This is a genomic window from Streptomyces silvae (assembly GCF_016745505.1).
Taxonomy (GTDB): domain Bacteria; phylum Actinomycetota; class Actinomycetes; order Streptomycetales; family Streptomycetaceae; genus Streptomyces; species Streptomyces silvae.
Genome location: NZ_JAERUC010000094.1, coordinates 1 through 2,596 on the forward strand (window position 1 = coordinate 1; position 2,596 = coordinate 2,596).

The following is a 2,596-nucleotide window of genomic DNA, read 5'->3' on the forward strand; positions in this document are numbered from 1 at the left end:
CGGGCGGGCTGGGTTGCCCTCGGGCACCGGGCGGGCTGGGGCCCGGCCTTGGCGTGGGGCGGCCCGGGGTTCGTACGGGCGCCGGGCAGGCGATGGGTTGCCATCGAACGCCGGGCGGGTTGAGACATGCCGTCGGGCGCCGGGCGGGCGGCGGCCCCTGTGCCCGGCGCGGTGCGTGTCACACTCTCGAACGCTTACGTCACGTGGCGTCACGCCCTATCGTCATGGCCATGTTCGCAGCCTACGCCGCACGCATCGACCGCGACCAGCCCCTCGACGGACTTGAGCTGGGCGAACGCCCCTCGCCCGAGGGTCGCCCCGGCTGGACCACCGTCCAGGTCAAGGCCGCGTCGCTCAACCATCACGACCTCTGGTCCCTCCGAGGTGTCGGCCTCGCCGAGGACAAGCTGCCCATGATCCTCGGCTGCGACGCCGCGGGGATCGACCAGGACGGCAACGAGGTCGTCCTGCACTCCGTCATCGGCCAGACAGGGCACGGGGTCGGGCCGGACGAGCCGCGCTCCATCCTCACCGAGCGCTACCAGGGCACCTTCGCCGAGCTGGTCACCGTACCCAGCTGGAACGTGCTTCCCAAGCCGAAGGAACTCACCTTCGAGCAGGCCGCCTGCCTGCCCACCGCCTGGCTGACGGCGTACCGGATGCTGTTCACCAACGCCGGTGTACGGCCCGGGGACTCCGTCCTCGTCCAGGGAGCGGGCGGCGGGGTGGCCACGGCCGCGATCGTGCTCGGCAAGGCCGCCGGACTCCGGATGTTCGCCACCAGCCGCGACGAGGCCAAGCGCAAGCGGGCCGTCGAACTGGGAGCCGTCGAGGCCTACGAGCCCGGCGCGAGGCTGCCCAAGCGCGTCGATGCCGTCATCGAGACCGTCGGAGCCGCGACCTGGTCCCACTCGGTCAAGTCGCTGCGGCCCGGCGGCACCCTGGTCATCTCGGGCGCCACCAGCGGCGACCGCCCCTCGCACGCCGAACTGACCCGGATCTTCTTCCTGGAACTCAGGATCGTCGGCTCCACGATGGGCTCCAAGGATGAGCTGGAGGACCTGCTGTCGTTCTGCGCGGCCACCGGTGTGCGGCCCGTGATCGACGAGACCCTGCCGCTGGACCGCGCCCGCGAAGGATTCGAGCGGCTCGCCGCCGGCGACCTGTTCGGAAAGATCGTGCTCACCACGTCGTGAGCCCGGCCGGTGAACTGCTGACGCCGGAGGGTCTGTCGCTGCGGCCCTGGCGGGCCGGTGACGCCTCTGCGGTGCTCCACGCCTTCGCGTCCGAGGAGATGGCGCGTCAGGCGGGCCGGCCCGTCACGAACACCGCCGAAGCGCTGGAGTGGATCGCCGCCCGGGAGAGCGAGCGGGCGGCCGGCACCGGCTACACCTGGGCCGTCGTCCGCGACGGCGTCCCGCTCGGCTCGGTGGCCGTGGCGGCGGTGAACCACGTCCACGACACCGGCTGGGTCTCCTACTGGACCGTCGAAACGGCACGCGGCACAGGAATCGCCGTCGCGGGCGTACGGGCACTGGCCCGCTGGGCCTTCGACGACCTGGGGCTCCACCGGCTGGAACTCGGCCACCGGACGAACAACCCCGCCTCCTGCGCGGTGGCGATGCGGGCCGGCTTCGCCACGGAGGGGATCGAGCGGCAGAAGCTCCGCTACGGCGACACCCGGTACGACGTGGAGCGCCACGCGCGCCTCGCCGACGATGATGTCAACCAGGGTCGACGGTGGCCTGGCTGTCAACGTACGTTGACATCATGACCGAAGCAACGGATCTCGCCGCACGTGCCGGTGACCACGACCCGCGCGTCGGCCTGCGGGCCGTCGCCGCGCTGCGGCGTCTGCTCGAGCAGCTCGAAGCCGTCCAGGTGAGGAGCGCCCGCGTCCAGGGATGGTCGTGGCAGGAAATCGCTGCCGAGCTGGGAGTCAGCAGGCAGGCCGTGCACAAGAAGTACGGGAGGCATTGATGTTCGAGCGATTCACCAAGGGCGCCCGGGCCACCGTGACCGGGGCGGCCACCCACGCCGAACGGACCGGAGCGGACTCGGTCACCGAGGAGCACATCCTGCTCTCCCTCCTGGACCAGGAGGGAGGCCGGGCCTCCCTCGCCGTCACCGCCCTCGGGCTCACCGACCGGCGCGCCTCGGTGGAGGCGGCGCTCGGTGAGGCCCGCCGCCGCGGCGGGCTCACCAGGGCCGACACGGAGGCGCTGGCCGGTATCGGCATCGACGTCACCGAGATCGTGGCCCGGGTCGAGGGCGCCCACGGTGAAGGAGCCCTGGCGGGCGATCGCGGGAACCGCCGACGGCGCTCCGGGCACCGCCCCTTCACGGGCGGCGCCAAGAGCATCCTGGAGAAATCCCTGCGCATCGCCCTCGGCCGGCGCGACCGCTTCATCGGCGAGGAGCACCTGCTGCTGGCTCTCACCGCCTGCCCCGGCGTCGTCGCCGACGTGCTCGCCGAACACGGTGCGACCTACGCGGCGGTGGAGCGCGCCCTGTACGGCGACGGGGGAGAGGGCCACGCCCGGGCGAGCTGACACCCCGGCCCCGGGAGAGCCGGCCCCGGGAGAGCCGGCCCCGG

4 protein-coding genes are annotated in these 2,596 nt (G+C 72.8%); all 4 read left to right on the forward strand.

All coding sequences use genetic code 11. The features are described from left to right. The first annotated feature begins 230 nt into the window (after positions 1–230). From JKV81_RS14590 to JKV81_RS14605, 4 genes are read left to right on the forward strand one after another with little or no spacing between them, the layout of a single operon-like run. A complete protein-coding gene (locus JKV81_RS14590; protein ID WP_124276017.1) occupies positions 231–1,196 on the forward strand; it encodes a zinc-binding dehydrogenase in 966 nt (321 codons plus the stop codon). Then, the gene (locus JKV81_RS14595) at positions 1,193–1,774 is read left to right on the forward strand and encodes a GNAT family N-acetyltransferase (protein WP_202076299.1); all 582 of its coding nucleotides are present in this window, start codon (positions 1,193–1,195) and stop codon (positions 1,772–1,774) included. Before JKV81_RS14590 ends, JKV81_RS14595 begins: the two co-directional genes overlap by 4 nt. Beyond that, positions 1,771–1,980 (forward strand): sigma factor-like helix-turn-helix DNA-binding protein, encoded by a 210-nt coding sequence (locus JKV81_RS14600; protein ID WP_033298277.1) that lies wholly within the window; start codon positions 1,771–1,773, stop codon positions 1,978–1,980. The genes JKV81_RS14595 and JKV81_RS14600 overlap by 4 nt, the downstream gene beginning before the upstream one ends. Continuing rightward, positions 1,980–2,552 (forward strand): Clp protease N-terminal domain-containing protein, encoded by a 573-nt coding sequence (locus tag JKV81_RS14605; RefSeq protein ID WP_202076301.1) that lies wholly within the window; start codon positions 1,980–1,982, stop codon positions 2,550–2,552. Before JKV81_RS14600 ends, JKV81_RS14605 begins: the two co-directional genes overlap by 1 nt. Positions 2,553–2,596: the final 44 nt, after the last annotated feature.

What these genes read in the sequence shown, in the direction of transcription:
- JKV81_RS14590 (WP_124276017.1), top strand. Translation starts at nt 231, where the DNA reads ATGTTCGCAGCCTACGCCGCACGCATCGACCGCGACCAGCCCCTCGAC.
- JKV81_RS14605 (WP_202076301.1), top strand. Translation starts at nt 1,980, where the DNA reads ATGTTCGAGCGATTCACCAAGGGCGCCCGGGCCACCGTGACCGGGGCG.
- JKV81_RS14600 (WP_033298277.1), top strand. Translation starts at nt 1,771, where the DNA reads ATGACCGAAGCAACGGATCTCGCCGCACGTGCCGGTGACCACGACCCG.